General features: G+C 61.3%; 16 protein-coding genes. 11 read left to right on the plus strand and 5 right to left on the minus strand.

Going from position 1 to position 14,997, the window contains the following annotated elements; genetic code table 11:
• The first annotated feature begins 262 nt into the window (after nucleotides 1-262).
• From QMN23_RS08885 to QMN23_RS08930, 10 genes are all read left to right on the plus strand, one after another.
• On the plus strand, nucleotides 263-1,417 hold the full coding sequence (locus tag QMN23_RS08885) for an acetoin utilization protein AcuC (protein WP_282003519.1): 1,155 nt from the start codon (nucleotides 263-265) through the stop codon (nucleotides 1,415-1,417).
• Nucleotides 1,398-2,243 (plus strand): hypothetical protein, encoded by an 846-nt coding sequence (locus QMN23_RS08890; RefSeq protein WP_282003521.1) that lies wholly within the window; start codon nucleotides 1,398-1,400, stop codon nucleotides 2,241-2,243. Before QMN23_RS08885 ends, QMN23_RS08890 begins: the two co-directional genes overlap by 20 nt.
• Nucleotides 2,191-3,195 (plus strand): hypothetical protein, encoded by a 1,005-nt coding sequence (locus tag QMN23_RS08895; protein ID WP_282003522.1) that lies wholly within the window; start codon nucleotides 2,191-2,193, stop codon nucleotides 3,193-3,195. The genes QMN23_RS08890 and QMN23_RS08895 overlap by 53 nt, the downstream gene beginning before the upstream one ends.
• 175 nt (nucleotides 3,196-3,370) lie before the next feature.
• On the plus strand, nucleotides 3,371-3,808 hold the full coding sequence (locus tag QMN23_RS08900; protein ID WP_282003524.1) for a hypothetical protein: 438 nt from the start codon (nucleotides 3,371-3,373) through the stop codon (nucleotides 3,806-3,808).
• Between the two features lie 115 nt (nucleotides 3,809-3,923).
• Entirely contained in the window at nucleotides 3,924-4,739 is an 816-nt protein-coding gene (locus tag QMN23_RS08905) for an ABC transporter ATP-binding protein (protein WP_282003840.1), read from the plus strand.
• Between the two features lie 52 nt (nucleotides 4,740-4,791).
• A complete protein-coding gene (locus tag QMN23_RS08910; RefSeq protein ID WP_282003841.1) occupies nucleotides 4,792-5,772 on the plus strand; it encodes a DmsE family decaheme c-type cytochrome in 981 nt (326 codons plus the stop codon).
• 37 nt (nucleotides 5,773-5,809) lie between these two features.
• Nucleotides 5,810-7,876, plus strand: a complete 2,067-nt coding sequence (locus QMN23_RS08915) for a hypothetical protein (RefSeq protein WP_282003525.1) — start codon at nucleotides 5,810-5,812, stop codon at nucleotides 7,874-7,876.
• A gap of 21 nt (nucleotides 7,877-7,897) precedes the next feature.
• A complete protein-coding gene (locus QMN23_RS08920; RefSeq protein WP_282003527.1) occupies nucleotides 7,898-8,857 on the plus strand; it encodes an ABC transporter substrate-binding protein in 960 nt (319 codons plus the stop codon).
• A gap of 40 nt (nucleotides 8,858-8,897) precedes the next feature.
• Nucleotides 8,898-9,293: a response regulator transcription factor gene (locus QMN23_RS08925; protein WP_282003528.1), complete on the plus strand. Its 396-nt coding sequence runs from the start codon at nucleotides 8,898-8,900 to the stop codon at nucleotides 9,291-9,293.
• Nucleotides 9,294-9,309: 16 nt separating this feature from the next.
• Entirely contained in the window at nucleotides 9,310-9,702 is a 393-nt protein-coding gene (locus QMN23_RS08930) for a hypothetical protein (RefSeq protein WP_282003529.1), read from the plus strand.
• A gap of 15 nt (nucleotides 9,703-9,717) precedes the next feature.
• On the opposite strand, the gene QMN23_RS08935 is transcribed toward QMN23_RS08930, so the two are convergent.
• Complete coding sequence (locus tag QMN23_RS08935; RefSeq protein ID WP_282003530.1) at nucleotides 9,718-10,191, minus strand: metallophosphoesterase; 474 nt, start codon at nucleotides 10,189-10,191, stop codon at nucleotides 9,718-9,720.
• Between the two features lie 101 nt (nucleotides 10,192-10,292).
• Here QMN23_RS08935 and sppA point away from each other — a divergent pair, with 101 nt between their 5' ends.
• Nucleotides 10,293-11,198 carry a signal peptide peptidase SppA gene (gene sppA / locus QMN23_RS08940; RefSeq protein ID WP_282003532.1) on the plus strand — a complete coding sequence of 302 codons (906 nt, stop codon included), beginning with the start codon at nucleotides 10,293-10,295 and terminating at the stop codon, nucleotides 11,196-11,198.
• An 86-nt stretch (nucleotides 11,199-11,284) separates the two neighbouring features.
• Here sppA and QMN23_RS08945 read toward each other — a convergent pair whose 3' ends face one another.
• From QMN23_RS08945 to QMN23_RS08960, 4 genes are all read right to left on the minus strand, one after another.
• Nucleotides 11,285-12,031 carry a hypothetical protein gene (locus QMN23_RS08945; protein ID WP_282003534.1) on the minus strand — a complete coding sequence of 249 codons (747 nt, stop codon included), beginning with the start codon at nucleotides 12,029-12,031 and terminating at the stop codon, nucleotides 11,285-11,287.
• Nucleotides 12,032-12,079: 48 nt separating this feature from the next.
• Nucleotides 12,080-13,195 carry a class II glutamine amidotransferase gene (locus QMN23_RS08950; RefSeq protein ID WP_282003535.1) on the minus strand — a complete coding sequence of 372 codons (1,116 nt, stop codon included), beginning with the start codon at nucleotides 13,193-13,195 and terminating at the stop codon, nucleotides 12,080-12,082.
• A gap of 77 nt (nucleotides 13,196-13,272) precedes the next feature.
• Complete coding sequence (locus tag QMN23_RS08955) at nucleotides 13,273-14,550, minus strand: NAD(P)/FAD-dependent oxidoreductase (RefSeq protein WP_282003537.1); 1,278 nt, start codon at nucleotides 14,548-14,550, stop codon at nucleotides 13,273-13,275.
• The gene (locus QMN23_RS08960) at nucleotides 14,547-14,996 is read right to left on the minus strand and encodes a 4Fe-4S dicluster domain-containing protein (protein WP_282003539.1); all 450 of its coding nucleotides are present in this window, start codon (nucleotides 14,994-14,996) and stop codon (nucleotides 14,547-14,549) included. The genes QMN23_RS08955 and QMN23_RS08960 overlap by 4 nt, the downstream gene beginning before the upstream one ends.
• Between the last annotated feature and the right edge of the window lies 1 nt (nucleotide 14,997).

Below are 14,997 nucleotides of genomic sequence, written 5' to 3' on the forward strand. Positions count from 1 at the left end.
GTATTGGCCCGCCGACTCATCGTTGAGCGGAGGCGCCGGAGTGAGCAAGCAACCTTCCTGCCAAAATCTACCCGGCTAAAATCATTGAGGTTATTTCGTGGGGGGCCACGACGGGGGTGGTGTGGCTGCCTAAAAAGCGGGCACGTATGCTGAAAAATGCGGCATGAAGCAGGGAAAATAGGGGTTGACTGTACGGTGTCTACATTGTAAATTCGCGTAGTTAAAAGTTATTTATCCGGATTTTCATCGCATTAGGGGTATTTTGCCAACCAGAACCGCCCTTATATACTCTCACGACTTCAGTCGCTTCAGTTACGGCGACGAACATCCGTTCAAGATCCAGCGCTTTCTGCTGGCCTTCGAACTGATGCGCCAGTATGGCCTGACCGACCTGCCCGGTGCCGATATCCGCGATTGTCCCCGGGCGACGGATGAACAGCTGCTGACCTTCCATTCGCCGGAGTACCTGGCCCGGCTGAAGGAGTTCAGCTCCTCCGCCGAACCCCGCGCCGATTTTCGCTATGGCCTCGGCGACCTCGACAACCCGGTGTTCAGCGGCCTTTACGAATGGGCCTGCCTCGGCAGCGGCGGGACGATCGAGGCGGCCCGGCTGGTAACGGAGGAGGGGTACGACATCGCCTTCAATATGGCCGGCGGCTGGCACCATGCCCACCGGGCCAAGGCGTCGGGGTTCTCCTACCTCAACGATGCGGTTGTCGCCATCAATACCCTGCTGGCGAAGGGGAAACGGGTGGTTTACCTGGATATCGACGCCCATCACGGCGACGGGGTGCAGGAAGCGTTTTACGATACCGACCGGGTGCTGACCATCTCGATCCACGAGAGCGGCATCTACTTTTTCCCGGGGACCGGCTTCGAGGCGGAAACCGGCGTCGGCAGGGGGGCCGGCTATTCGGTCAACGTTCCGCTTGTCGCCCACGCCGACGATGCGCTGTTCATGAAGGCGTTCGATGAAGTGGCGTTCCCGCTGCTGGCCGCCTTCGATCCCGATGTCATCGTCACCCAGCTCGGCGCCGATACCTTTCGGACCGATCCGTTGACTCGACTGGAGATAACCACCCACAGCTACACCTATATCCTGCGCAAGCTCAAGGCGTTGAAGCTCCCCTGGGTGGCCGTCGGCGGCGGCGGTTACAACATGGTGAACGTCGCCAGGGCCTGGACGCTGGCATGGGGGGTGATGAACGGCGTCGAACTGGCGCCGAAACTGCCGGCCGATTTCGTAGCAATCATCGGGGCGCTGGGCTATCCTAACCGGATGCTGCTCGATGCCATGCACTGGGCTCAGGAAGACGACCGGAACCGGGCGCTCGACGCGGTGGAAAAGAGCATCGCCGCCATCCGTGCCGCGGTCTTCCCGGTGATTATCGGACCCTATGGCGCGACTGACGGGTAATGAACAGCTCTGCAGCGGCGGCCGGGTGCTCCATTCGCTGCGGGAGATCAATCGGCTGCTGCCAGCCGAGCGCGACCGGATCTACGGCGGGCTGCTCCCGGAACGGCTGCGGCAGCTGCTCGGGATTGCGCCGGCGGGGTTCAGCGACACCGCCGGCCGCCGGCTGGTCCGGATCATCGCCCCGGAAGGGCTCGGGCTGGCCCGCATCGAGGTCCGGCGGGCTCCCGATGACCGGGACACGGTCTTTTTCGTCGAGTTGGCCGACACCCACTACCGGCAGATGGAGCTGTCATTCTGCATCATCGCCGATCCGGACGCGCCCCGTTTCGGCGTGGACCGGGACAGCGCCGGTTGCGACAACTGCTTCGCCACTCTCGGCAGGAACATCCCCGAGGAACTGCGGGCGATGGCGGCCGGGCTCTTCCCGAACCAGACCCGCCGGGGGCTGAAGCTGTTCGGCGAGTTCTTCGCCCTGTTCGAGCGGTTCGTCGATGCCCTCGGCATGGAGATGATCGTCGCCGAGCCGCTGACCTATGATAACGCGATCCGTTACGAAAAGTACGGTTTCGACTACATTACCGGCAAGCGGCTGATGCTGGAGATCGATCGCGAGTTCCAACCCGGCGGGCTCCTCCATCGGCGGCTGGACGGTTCGTCGCCGTTTCGCCGGCCGGGGATGGAGCGGACGGTGCGGGGGCGAAGCTGGGCGATTCATGACGGGATCATGGATGAGCCGTGGGATGAAGTAAGGATTTACAAAATGATAGGCGAACATGCCGGGATCGATACTTTTCCCGGCCGGGAGCCGGAAGGAGGAGACTATTAACGGCAACGGAACCAAAGACCTGACTCCGATCAAGGGGATTCGCTATTACTATCCACCCGAAGACGCCGTCCTCGTCTTCAAGGACGAGAAGGCCCGCATCCCCTATGGATCGCTGCCGATTCCGCTCCTGGAGGAGGATTTCACCGCCATCGAGGGAGAGCCGTCCTACGATGCGGTCGGCCGTGGCATCTACCACGCCCTGCGGAACAATCCGGACTGCAATTATGCGTCGCGGTACGCCGAACTTTTGCGCGACGCCTTTCCGCATTACATCGCCGAGCTGGCGAGCCATGCGATCATGCTCGACAACAAGGATGTCGAGGTGCCGTACCTGGACCGGAAGATCAACTGCCTGAAGATTCTGGCCCTGCTGGAACCGGACAACGGCGGCCTCGCCCTGGAGATCGGCATCACCTTCCTCGACAAGGGGCTCCGGCTATCGGCGCTGCACCTGTCGACGGTGAGCCTCTACCGGGCGGAGCATTTCCTTCGCCGGGCCTTGACGCTCCTCCCCGGCGACAAGAAAGTCCTCCGTTATCTCGGCGAAGTCTGCTACCTCCTCGGCAAATATGACGAGGCGGCGAACTGCTGGCAGCCGATCGCCAGCGAGCCGGAGCTGCCCGATGCCGCCAAGCTGACCGAGCGGCTGGAGCGGATCAGCAGCGGCACGCTCCCCCGGATCCCGCCGGTGGATTATCTTGAAGCGCTCGGCGTCGCCTTCAATGCCTTTCACGCCGGCGACTACGAAGAGGCGCTGGCGATCATCCAGGACGTGATGATGGACCGGACCTTTTGCGATGAATTCCCGATCGCTGAAATGCACTGCGTCCTCGGCAAGAGTTTTGCCGAGCTCAATATGCCCAAGTATGCCGAGGAGGCGCTCCGGACGGCGCTGGCGATCGATCCGGATCACGAAGAATCCCGCAACTGCCTCGAACAACTGGCGGGATAGCGAGGTTACATGTTCGGCTTCAGTATTGCAGACTGGATTTTCATCGTGCTTGTCCTGGCAACGATTTTTGCCTGTGTCGCCGTGAGCGACATGCGTAAAAACAGGCATTGACGGCTTCCGGTGCCCCTCGCCGGCACCAGCTGCATGCTTTGATTCCTGTTGGAAAGGCCGCCAAATGACTGATGACTTCGAGGCGCGGGCACCGCTCGGCTTGGTGCTTCTAACCGGCCTCTACCTGTTTTTCTTTATCGTGACGGTCACGACCTTCGGCAATCCGTACCCGTTTCTCGGCAGGATTTACGTTGGGACTTCGGCCAAGATTCTGATCTTTATCGACAGCCTGATTTGCCTCTACCTTTTCCTCGGCATCCTGAAAAAGCAGCTTTTGACCTGGTATTTCGTGATCGGCTACAACCTGTTCGAAATCGCCAATACCATCGTCAATCTCTATTTCATCGCCCCGGCGGAAATCGAACGGGTGATCGGCGAACAGGTCGACCGGGAGGCGCTGCTGATCAATAACATTGCCAGTGCCCTGGCGATCATGCTGCTGACCCAGTACATTTTCCGGCACAAGCACTATTTTACCAACCGGAAGAAGTACCTGTTCTGACGGGGCGGGTCGCTCGGCCCGGACGTCGTGCCGGTTTTGCGAAAGCGAGGATGGAGTATTGTCTAAGTCGGTTACGGAAGGACGCGAGGAAAAGAACGGTTTTTTCCACAAACTGATGCACGGTTTGACCGGTTCGGTTTTTGAACAGGACGAATGCGAATGCCGGGTGTCGTTGAATGACACCCGCGGCGTGTCGATCAGCATCAAGGGCTTGAACAAATATTTCGGCGACAAGCACGTTCTCAAGGATGTGAACCTGGAGATCGAGGCTGGTGAGACCTTCTCGATCATCGGTCCGTCGGGGACGGGGAAGAGCGTCCTGTTGAAGCATATCGTCAAGCTGGCGACCCCCGACAGCGGCGAAATCCTGATCAACGGCCACCCGCTGTTTACCGGCAACGGTCGCGATGAGCTGCGCGACTACCGCTACAGCATGGTCTTCCAGTCGTCCGCCCTGTTCAATTCGCTGACCGTCGGCGAAAACGTCGGGCTCTGGCTGCGGGAGAAGCGCATCTGCAAGGAACCGAAGATCCGGGAGATCATCAGCGAAAAGCTCCGGCTGGTCGGCCTGGAAGGGGCGGAATCGTTGCGGACCTCCGAACTGTCCGGCGGGATGAAGAAACGGGTGGCGATCGCCCGGTCGCTGGCGATGAATCCGGACCTGATCCTTTACGACGAGCCGACCGCCGAACTCGACCCGATCACTACCGACGAGCTGGCGAACACGATCCTCCGCCTGAAGGAGACGACGAAAAACACCACGGTGATCGTTACCCACGACCTGAACTTTGCGCTTTACATCTCCGATCGGATCGCCATGATGCACGACGGCCGGATCGTCGGGGTCGGCACCCCGGCGGAGATCAAGGCGAGCGACGACCCGATCATCAGGAGCTTCATCTACACCACGACCAAGGGGATCAACAAGTGAGCACCATGGCGGCGAGGGATACCGGGATGAGATCATGAACGTGACCAATTCCATGAAAAAGATCGGCTGGGCCGCCGTGCTGGCCGGGGGGGCGCTGGCGGTCGCCGCTTGTGCCGGGCTGAAACAGGACAAGCCGCTGCTTCCCATCGAATCGTACGAGCGGATGATCGTCGGCCGGTTCGACGCCGACTATGTCGGCACCGACAACTGCGTCAAGAAATGCCACAAGCACCAGAAGATCACCGACGACTTCCGCCATAGCGTCCATGGCGAGCAGATCCGCCCGGAAACCGGCCTGCCGCTGGTCAATTGCGAGTCGTGCCACGGGCCGGGAAGTCTTGCCATCGAGAAGATCGGCGATGACGTGGCGGCCAATGACCGGCAAGGGGTGAAATGCGACACGAGTAAGTTCCTCGACATCATGAACCTGCCGGCGCCGGCCCAGTCCCTGATCTGTCTCAAATGTCATTCCGCCGCCTCGACTCCCAGCCTGGCTCTCTGGAATGCCAGCCTGCACGCCCTGAACGATGTCAGCTGCTTCGACTGCCACAAGCTGCATCAGGGCCCCCAGCAGAAGGTGAGCCGCGAAGAGATGGCCGAGATGTGCTACGCCTGTCATCCGGAGGTCAAGGCGGAGAACGGGCTCTTCTCCCATCACCCGATCCGGGAGAAGAAGATGGCCTGCACCGACTGCCACGAACCCCACGGCTCCACCCAGGAGCATCTGCTGAAGGGGAACACGGTCAAGGAAACCTGTACCCGCTGCCACATGGAGAAGCAGGGGCCCTTCGCCTTCGAGCACGGTGACGTTACCGAAAACTGCTCGAACTGCCATGCCCCCCATGGCTCGGTGAACAATCAACTGCTTACCGCCTCGATGCCGTTCCTTTGCCTGCAATGCCATTCCGGCCACACTGCCGGCTCGACACCGGAGAGCACGACGCTCTTCAACAATCGCTGCACCGACTGTCACAGCCAGATTCACGGGACCGACATCCCTTCGGCCAATGGCCAGGGGGCGTTGCTGCAATGACGAAGCGAAAAACGACAGGTCAAGGAGTTGCTACGCGATGAGGCCGCTCAGGTTTGCCATGAAACTGACGCTGACCGCCTTCGTGCTGTTCGTGACCGTATCCGGCGTTATCGCCGCGGAGGCGGCTCCAGCCGACGATAACGAGGAGCTGTCGGGCGCTCAGCCGGAAAATGTCATCGAGCCGTTCAACGATGCGGTAGAGCTCCCCTTTGACGAAGTGGAGGTCGAAACGCACCGCTGGCTGGAGGTGCCGGTCGGCTACCGGTTCATGTCGGTCGAGGGTTATGGCGGCCGGGCCGCCGAGTACGAGTACCTCCATTCGAGTTTCACCGGTGGGGCGCAGCTGGGGAGCCTGGGAAAGGATTTCAAGCTCGTCCTGGACGGCGCCTATGCCAATGCCAAGGATTACAACGCCCAGCTGGTGGCCGATTATAAAGGGTACTACCGGCTGAATGTCCGGACCGAGTCGCTCTATCACAACCTGGACCACGAACGGTTGAATCACCCGTTGTTCAGCGACCAGAATCCGACCGACACCTACGGCATCGCCGTGCGGCAGGACAGCGTCAACTTTCGCTACAAATTGCACGATTACCCGATCCACCTGAACCTCGGTCACTGGCTGCTGGTTCGCAGCGGCAATTCCCAGCTCCGCTATGCCGACTACGCCTTCGACGGCGCGGCGGGCAACGCGCTCCATTCCCGGTCGAATCGTGTCGACCGCCGGATTCACGAGGGGACCGCCGGCTTCGACGCCCACCTCGGGCCGGTCAACCTGGTCTACACGTTCCTGATCCGCCAGTTCGACGACCAGGTCGGCACGCCGCAGGACAACCTGATCGAGCGCCGGGACCCCGACACCGGTGCCATCGTCCGTTACGGCGGGCTGCAACAGCATAACAGCGATCCGGAGAGCCGCTTCTACTCCCACACCGTCAAGATGTACACCTCGCTGAGCGGCGGTATCGTCGGCGCTGCCTCCTATTCGTACGGGAAGCGGGAGAACCGTTCTTCGCTCGTTACGGTCAGCGGGACCGACCAGAGCAGCGATACCCTGCAAAACGCCGCCGGTGATTTCACCTATACCCCCTGCCGCTGGTTTTCCGTGGCGGTGAAATACCGGCACCAGGAGGTCGACCGAAACAACGCCTCGACCCTCTACACGCCGTTTGCCGCCAATCCGGTCGTTACCGTCCGTCCGTCCATCGATACCCGCCAGGACGTACTGTCCGCTGCCCTGTCGCTGCGACCGATCACTATCCTGACCATCAGCGGCGAATACAAAGGGACTTTCCTGCGCCGCGACAACACCGGGACGGGAGCGGCGCTCTGGCAGCTTCCCGGCGAGTCGGATACCCACCGGGGAACGCTGACCATCTTCAGCCGGCCGTTCAAAGGGTTCCGCCTGCGCGCTCTCTACGGTTACACCGCGGCCGATACCCCAGCTTACGATACGCTGCCGGAGCGGAAGCACACCGGCCAGTTGCTGGCTTCCTACAACAGCGTCAATCGCTGGGGACTTTCGGCCAGCTACCAGATCGTCCGGGAATGGAACAACCAGATTTCACGGACTGCCACCGATTTCAACGATCCGACCCTGACGGCAACTTATGTGCTGCCGCGCGACCGGTTTAACTACGAACTGGCGACCGGCTTCTGGTTCAGCCCGGTCGAGCGACTGACGATCAGCGGCAATTACGCCTATCTGCGGAACCGTGCCGAGCAGGCGCTGCTGGTGAGCCACGGCGAGATCGGCGGCTATGCCGGGAGTGATTTCGTGGCTCGCTCCACGGTCTGCGGGCTCAATGCCGCTTACCAACTGACCGAGCTGTTGGAGCTGTCGCTGGCGTTGCAGCAGGTCCGGTCGCTTGCCGAGTACAACCCGGACAGCGCGACCGCCAATGGCGGTTCCACTGCCGGCATCATGGAACTGTCGCGGGTGAAGACGGTGGAAAACTCGCTGTCGGCGCGGGCGCAGTACTCACTGTCGCAGCACTTTTCCTGCGGTGTTAACTATACGTACCGTGATTATGACAACAAACTCGCCACTGCCAACGAAGGAACCGTCCATCTCGTGATCGCTTCCGTCAAGGCGAAATGGTAGGCCGCGGATCGGAATTCTGATATGCGCTTGAAACTGCTGATTCCGACATTACTGATTGCCCTGGCTCTTGCCTGGCCGGTGCCGGCCCGGCCGGGGAGCAAGCTGGTTGCCGCGGTGCTTACCAGCGACATCAGCCGCTATAAGGAGGCCTATCGAGCGTTCGTCCGGGCGATGGCGGCCAAGGGGTATGACCAGGGAAGCGTCGAATTTATCCTGCAATCACCGAATCCGGATCCGATCTCCTGGGCCAACAGCGTTCGGAAGTTCAATGCCATCCGGCCCGACGTGCTGGTCACGTTCGGCGCGCCGGCGACACTGGCGGCGATGAAGGAGGTCAACGACATCCCGGTGGTCTTTACTGACGTCTATGCGCCGGTGGAGGCCGGGGTGTCCCGGAGCATGACCCGCACGGGAAGCAATCTGTGCGGGGTAAGTTCCAAAGTACCGCTGGCGACGCTGATGAAGGCGATGGTGGAAATCAGGCCGGTGCGTTCCCTCGGGGTGCTGTTCAACAGCCGGGAGACCGGCTCGCTCGTTCAGCTGAAGGAGATGAGGCGACTGGCGGCCCAGCAGGGGTTTGCCGTGGTCGAGGCTAACGTGGCAACCGCCGAGCGTCTCGATGCGGCCCTCAGCCATCTGCTCGGCCGGGTCGACTGTCTGTTCGTGGCGGAAAGTTCCGTCGTCGGCAAACATCTGGAAAAAATTGTCCGGAAGTCGACCGAAGCGAATGTCCCGGTGATCTCGCTGATCCCCGATGCGGCGGAGAAGGGGGCGCTCGTCGCCCTGGAAGTCAGCCCGCAGGAGCAGGGGCAGCTGGCCGCTGATTATGCGGCCAAGATCCTCTCCGGCCGCCGGCCCGGCGAGATGCCGATCGCCACGCCGCACAAGGTTGAACTGATCGTCAACCTGCAGGCCGCCAAGACGCTCGAGTTCCATATCCCGTTCCGGGTTCTCAGTCTTGCCACCAAAGTACTCAAGTAATAATGGGGCACCGATGCCGCAAGCCGTTAACGAGGTGAGGATGGGGAAGATTTTAATCGTTGATGACGACAAGGCATTTTCGTGCTTTTTGAAAGATCACATCAAGAAGTACTATCCCTTGCTTCAGGTGCAGATCTGTACCGACCCGGTGCGCGCCTTGCCGTTGATCCGCAAGGGGGAGGTCGATCTGCTGCTCGTCGATTATGAAATGCCGGTGCTCGACGGCGAGAAGGTCATCAAGTACGCCCGGGAGGTCGGCATCGAAACGAGCAGGATCATCATCCTGTCGAGCCGCGATGCCGATTATCTCCACCAGCATTTCCCCCTCGGGACCTGCCTGGCGGTGATGAACAAGCACGAAACCGCGCAAAAGGCGGTGCTCGACATGGTTTTCAAGTCATTGCAGCGGAAAGCGGCGGATGCCACCGCCGGGTGAACAGGGAGGTGCGATCGTGGCAGGCAAAGAGATAACTATCGTTTTCTTCAAACAGAACCATGTGCGGGACAACTGGCGAGTCGACCTTGCCGGCCCGGAGGCGGAGCGCTTTTTCGCGGGACTGACCGATGAGTTGGGCGGATACGGGATTGCGTTGAAAAGGGCAGCCAACGATGCCTTTACGATCGACATTAACAGCTACGCGGACGTCCTGAATTCGATCCGCCTCTCGTCGCCGGCGGACGGTTTCGTCAGCGTCTGCGTCGGGCATGTGATCGGTGCCAGCGCCAACCTCGATCTATTGGAAGATATCAGGAAGGCGGTGACGCGGATCGCCTTTGCTCCAGAGACGGTTCCTCCCGAAGATCACAATCGGAAGGTCTGCCATAACTGCGGCTGCGGCTGCTAGTGTGCCGCCATCGCGTCAGGCGGGCAGGGGGACCAGTTCGGCGGATAGCGCCTGGCCGTCCAGGGTCAGGAGCGCATAGCCCGGGGAGGCACAGCCGCGCTTGAGGCAGCCGGGGTTAACGTAGAGCCGGCCATCGAGTTTATTGATGGCCGCCAGATGGGTATGCCCATACAGGACGACATCGGCCCGCTCAACGGCGGCCTTCCGGCGCAGGTTTTCAAGGGTCGTCTTAACCCCGTACCGGTCGCCGTGGGTGAGGAAAAATCTTTTCCCCCCCAGTTCGAGCGTCAGTTCGCGGGGGAAAGGCGAGGCGGCATCGCAATTGCCGGCAATCCTGACGATCGTTGCGGTGGTGGCCAGCTCCAGGTGTTCGGTGTCGCCGGTTTCGTCGCCCAGATGAATGACGGCGTCGATGTTGCCGGTGCTGTCCAGAAGCTGGAAAATGGCGGCGGAGTTGCCGTGTGTGTCGGAAATAACAATGATTCTCATGGGTTCATTGTAGCAATAGCATTCATTAAGTCAATACACTTGTCCGGCTGGCGGACGCCAGCGATGCCGTTTTCGGCGGGCGGTGATGCGGAGAGCGGTCGATGGCGGTAACCGGGCGAAAAAATATCCTGTTGGGCGTGGTGCTTGCCAGTTGTGCTCTGGTGGGGCTTTTTGTCCTGTCGGTACTGCTGGTCAGGCTGGCGTTGGGCGAAAGGTTGACGATCTCCTCCGGGCCGGGTGTTGGCTATGTGGAAGTCAAAGGGGTGATCGTCGATGCCGAAGAGGTCGTGAAGCAGCTCCATGCCCTGCAGAAGAATGACGACGTGAGGGCGGTCGTGCTCCGGATCGATTCACCCGGCGGGGTGGTGGGGCCGTCCCAGGAAATCTACCAGGAAGTGAAAAAGTTGGCGGCGGTGAAGAAGGTGGTGGTTTCCATGGGGAGCGTCGCCGCCTCGGGCGGCTACTATATCGCTGTGCCGGCCACGACGATCTACGCCAACCCCGGCACGATCACCGGCAGCATCGGCGTGCTGATGAAACTCTCCAATATCGAGGGTCTGCTGGGAAAAGTGGGGATGAAGGCCTTCATTCTGAAGAGCGGGGAATACAAGGACTCCGGGTCGCCGCTCCGGCCCCTCACTGCTGCCGACCGCGCCGTGCTCCAGGGGGTGATCGACAATCTGCACGACCAGTTCATCAGGGCGGTTGCCGAAGGGCGCAAGCTTCCCCTGGCCGTTACCCGCAAGCTGGCCGACGGTCGGGTCTATACCGGCGAGCAGGCGCTGGGGCTGAAACTGGTCGACCGTCTCGGCACCCTCCAGGACGCGGTGACGGAGGCGGGACGGCTGGCGGGGATTGTGGGCGAGCCGACACTGATTACCCCGCCCCGCAAGCCGGCCTTGCTCAGGGACCTGCTGGTGGAGGAACTGGCTGGCGCCGTCCGGGGGGCGGTCCGCCAGGAGAGCCGGTTCAGCGTCAATTACCAGCTCGACGGGCCATCCCGCTAGCGCCGGCTGGCACAAGCCGACGCAACAAAAAAAGGAAGGCGCCGCAGGGTGCCTTCCTTTTTTCGTCTCCGTCGGTCAGCCCCGGTTCAGCGGGGGACAGGGCAGTACATGTTGCCGTAGGGGCGTTTGCTCTTCGGCAGGATCTTGCAGAACCTTTCCTTCATCACCTCGGCGAAGTCGATGCCGAAGTCGGCGCAATAATCCTTGAGATAGTTCTCCAACTCCTGGCGGTCCTCGGCGGTCAGCTCGAAAACCCCGACTTCCCGGGCCAGCTTTGCCTCGTCAACCTCGCCGCGGACATAGATGGTCCCGCCGTGCATCCCGGTGCCGAAGCGGAAGCCGTGCTTCGGCTTCGCCGGGTCGTCGCTGAACATGCCGAGCAGTACCAGCACCCCGCCGGCCATGTACTCGCCAAAGAAATCGCCGGCCTTGCCGCCGGCAATCAATACCGGCTTGTTTTCGTCGTAGGATTTCATGTGGATGCCGACCCGGTAGCCGACATCCTTGCGGATATGGACCCGGCCGCCGCGCATTCCGTAACCGAGGACGTCGCCGGCGTGGCCGTGGACGACGACCTTCCCGGCATTCATGGTGTTGCCGATGTTGTCCTGGCCGTTTTCGTTGACGATGATCGTCGCGCCGTTCATGAATGCCGCCAGGTCGTTGCCGGGGACGCCGTTGATGGTGATGGTGACCGGCCGGTTGATCCCGTCGCCGATGAAATACTGGCCGTTCACATTGTCGAGGACGATCTCGGTGGCGCCGGCGGCCACCTCTTCGCGGATTCTCTTGTTGAGGTCTCGGTAGTAGAGCCCCTGCGCGTCTATTCTCATAGTCTTACCTCAGTATCCTAATGAAGAGTCGGGGATGGGGAGTGATTGCTAGAGCACTCCCGGTTGCATCTTGGCAATGACCGGTTCGCCGCCGCGGGGCGCCCAGACCTTGTCGGGGCTCGGGCAGATCTCCCGGATGGCCGCTTCCTCGGAGGCCATGTAGACGAAATCGTCCTTAGTGGCGCAGACCAGCGGCCGCAGCTTTACCCGGTCGTTCAAGCCGATCAGCCCCTCGTTGCTGGCGAAAAGGATGGCAAACGGGCCGTTCAGCAGGGCGCTGCCGTACACTTGGCGAATGGCGGTCAGCAGTTGCCGCTCGTCCTCGGGGAGGGTATCGATGATGTCCCAGAAGGGGGAGGCCATCGCCAGGCTGGCCAGTTCCGGCGTCAGCCCGTGCTTGCGGATCAACAGGTCGAGGGTGTAGGCGACGACCTCGGTGTCGGTCAGCATGGTGCAAAGGTAGCCGTACATCTCCAGGTAGCGCTTGTTGATGCCGTATGAGGAGATTTCGCCGTTGTGGACGATCGACCAGTCGAGGAGGGTGAACGGATGGGCGCCGCCCCACCAGCCCGGGGTATTGGTCGGGAAGCGGTTATGAGCGGTCCAGATATAGCCGCTGTACTCTTCGAGACGGAAGAAATCGGCGATTTCCTCGGGGTAGCCGACCCCCTTGAAGGCGCCCATGTTCTTGCCGGAGGAGACGACGAAGGCCCCCTCGATCTCGTTGTTGATCGCCATGACGTGCCGGACGACGATGTCCTGGTCGGTCATCGACTGGAATTCGACCGCTTCCTTGTATTCGGCGGTTTCCAGCGGTTTGACGAAATAGCGCTTGAAGGCCGGCGGGTTGGCGATCGCCGGAATCCGCCGGGTGGGGATCGCTTCGTGATGGTCGATGTAGAAGTGCCGTTCCAGGTACTCTTCGGTCAACTGAAGTGCCATGCCGCTCTCGTACATCAGGTGGAAGGCGTAGAACTCCTTATAGTCCGGATAGATGCCGTAGGCGGCAAAACCGCCGCCGAGACCGTTGCCGCGGTCGTGCATCAATGATATCGATTTGATAATGACATCACCCTCAACGAGCTTGCCGGAAGTAGAGATAAAGCCGGTCAGGCCGCAGTTGGAAATGTCTTTCTGAAAGTGATGCGTCGGTTGTCGTTTCATGCGCTGACGTTCCTCCTGGTAAACGTGCATGGGGCGCGGCGCGAAAGGTCCGCTGCCGGCCGCCCCGCCGCCCGCCGTTAAGCCACCTTGCCGTACGGGGCAAACAGGGCGTTGCGGATCTCTTTGGGAAGATGGACGAAGCCGAAATCGGGAGCCAGCAGGTTCTCCTTGAAGGGAGTGATTGCCACCTTTTCCCTGATCAGCCCGGCGAAGATGCCGGCCCGGTCCACGGCGCCGACCAGGACGGCGCCGGCGAGCCGGTCGTTCTGGATGACGATCTTCCGGTACTGGTAATTGGCGCTGTCCTGATAGGTCAGGATTTCGTATTCGCTCGGATCGAGCGGGTTGGTGACTCCCATCGAGATGGTCGGAACCTTGAACAGCTCCAGCGAGTTCATGGCCAGGCCGCCAGCATATCCCTTGGCGCTGCCGGCCATGGCGACCCCGGCCACATCACCCTGGATATAGGCATCGGGCCAGATCGGCATCGGGTTCTTGACCCCCGAGAAAAAGTCCTTCGCCTCGGCAACGTCGCCGGCGGCGAAGATGCCGCTCACCGAGGTTTCCATCCGGTCGTCGACGACGATGCCGCGGTTGACTTCGACGCCGCTCCCCTTGAGGAAGCCGGCCGCCGGACGGACGCCGATGGCGACGATGACCGTGTCGCAGGGGATGAAATCGCCGGACTTGAGGGTGACGCCGGTGATCTCGGCGCCGTCGCCCTCGATGCGGACAACGGTGTCTTCGGTGATGACGTCGATGCCGTTGGCCTTCATCTTCTTGGCGACGATCTTCCCGGCCGGCCGGTCGAAGGCGGCGGAGAGGATTCGGTCGGCCAGTTCGACGATGGTGATCTGTTTGCCGAGGAGGTGGAGTCCCTCGGCGGCCTTCAGGCCGATCAGCCCGCCGCCGATCACCACCACCTTCTCGATGTCGTCGGCAATTCCCTTCATGGTGGCGGCATCGTCCCAGGTGGTGAAGGTGAAGATCCGCTCCTTGTCGGCCATCCCTTCGATGGGCGGGATGAACGGGTCGCCGCCGGTAGCGACCAGCAGCCGGTCGTAAGCGATCGTCTCGCCACTGGCCAGCCTGATCTGGTGCTTGGCGCTGTCGACGCCGGTCGCTTCGGCACCGAGGAGCAGATTGACCCGGTTCTTCTCATAGAAATCTTCCGGCAGGTAAGCCATCCGTTTTTCGGTGATCAGTCCGCCGAGCAGGTAGGAGATAAGCGGCCGGCCGTAGGCGATGTGTCTTTCGCGGGAGAGCACGGTGATGGTCCCGTCCGGATCGATGCTTCTGATACCACGGATGGCGCCGACGGCGGCCACCGAGTTGCCGATGATGACGTAATTCATTTCTGGCTCCCCTCCTTGTAGACGAGCGCCCGGTTGGGACAGGCATCAACGCAGGCCGGGCTCTTCCGGTCCGGGCAGAGGTCGCATTTGTTCGCTTTCTTGCGGGTCAGGTTGCGTTGGATGGCGCCGTAAGGGCAGGCCATGACGCAGGACCAGCAGCCGACGCACTGCTCGGTGTCGATCCTGACGGTGCCGTTATCCCCTTTCTGGATGGCGCCGGAGATGCAGGCGCGGAGACAGTCCGGCTCGTCGCAGTGGCGGCAGGTGGTGGAGAAGGAGACAACCCCCCCGTCCCACTCTTCAACGGTGCAGCGGGAGATGGCGCGAGCCGGTTCGTGGAGGAATGCCCGGACCGGGTCCTTCGACGCGGAATGTTCGGTGATGCAGGCTACCTCGCAGAGATGGCAGCCGATGCAGTAGTCCTCAAGGGTGTAGATACGTTTCATG

The sequence above is a fragment of the Geotalea uraniireducens genome (assembly GCF_027943965.1).
Lineage (GTDB): Bacteria > Desulfobacterota > Desulfuromonadia > Geobacterales > Geobacteraceae > Geobacter > Geobacter uraniireducens.

Excerpts from the sequence above, each read along its gene's own strand:
- QMN23_RS08890 (WP_282003521.1), top strand. The coding sequence starts at position 1,398 with ATGGCGCGACTGACGGGTAATGAACAGCTCTGCAGCGGCGGCCGGGTG.
- QMN23_RS08895 (WP_282003522.1), top strand. The coding sequence starts at position 2,191 with ATGCCGGGATCGATACTTTTCCCGGCCGGGAGCCGGAAGGAGGAGACT.
- QMN23_RS08900 (WP_282003524.1), top strand. The coding sequence starts at position 3,371 with ATGACTGATGACTTCGAGGCGCGGGCACCGCTCGGCTTGGTGCTTCTA.
- QMN23_RS08905 (WP_282003840.1), top strand. The coding sequence starts at position 3,924 with ATGCACGGTTTGACCGGTTCGGTTTTTGAACAGGACGAATGCGAATGC.
- QMN23_RS08910 (WP_282003841.1), top strand. The coding sequence starts at position 4,792 with ATGAAAAAGATCGGCTGGGCCGCCGTGCTGGCCGGGGGGGCGCTGGCG.
- QMN23_RS08915 (WP_282003525.1), top strand. The coding sequence starts at position 5,810 with ATGAGGCCGCTCAGGTTTGCCATGAAACTGACGCTGACCGCCTTCGTG.
- QMN23_RS08920 (WP_282003527.1), top strand. The coding sequence starts at position 7,898 with ATGCGCTTGAAACTGCTGATTCCGACATTACTGATTGCCCTGGCTCTT.
- QMN23_RS08925 (WP_282003528.1), top strand. The coding sequence starts at position 8,898 with ATGGGGAAGATTTTAATCGTTGATGACGACAAGGCATTTTCGTGCTTT.
- QMN23_RS08935 (WP_282003530.1), bottom strand. The coding sequence starts at position 10,191 with ATGAGAATCATTGTTATTTCCGACACACACGGCAACTCCGCCGCCATT.
- sppA (WP_282003532.1), top strand. The coding sequence starts at position 10,293 with ATGGCGGTAACCGGGCGAAAAAATATCCTGTTGGGCGTGGTGCTTGCC.
- QMN23_RS08945 (WP_282003534.1), bottom strand. The coding sequence starts at position 12,031 with ATGAGAATAGACGCGCAGGGGCTCTACTACCGAGACCTCAACAAGAGA.
- QMN23_RS08950 (WP_282003535.1), bottom strand. The coding sequence starts at position 13,195 with ATGAAACGACAACCGACGCATCACTTTCAGAAAGACATTTCCAACTGC.
- QMN23_RS08955 (WP_282003537.1), bottom strand. The coding sequence starts at position 14,550 with ATGAATTACGTCATCATCGGCAACTCGGTGGCCGCCGTCGGCGCCATC.
- QMN23_RS08960 (WP_282003539.1), bottom strand. The coding sequence starts at position 14,996 with ATGAAACGTATCTACACCCTTGAGGACTACTGCATCGGCTGCCATCTC.